1 rRNA gene is annotated in these 241 nt (G+C 49.0%); it reads left to right on the top strand.

Going from position 1 to position 241, the window contains the following annotated elements:
• A 23S ribosomal RNA gene (locus tag AC0IXA_RS28035) occupies nt 1-241 on the top strand; the annotation flags it as partial.

The raw sequence follows: 241 nt of genomic DNA, 5'->3' as shown, positions 1-241 counted from the left end.
GCTGTAAGCAAGCTTTGATCCGGAGATTTCCGAATGGGGAAACCCACTGCTCGTAATGGAGTAGTATCCATACTTGAATACATAGAGTATGAGAAGGCATACCCGGGGAACTGAAACATCTAAGTACCCGGAGGAAGAGAAAGCAAATGCGATTCCCTGAGTAGCGGCGAGCGAAACGGGAACAGCCCAAACCAAGAGGCTTGCCTCTTGGGGTTGTAGGACACTCTATACGGAGTTACAA

This window comes from Pseudomonas sp. AC083 (assembly GCF_979253165.1).
This window is presented reverse-complemented; position numbering and strand designations above follow the sequence as displayed.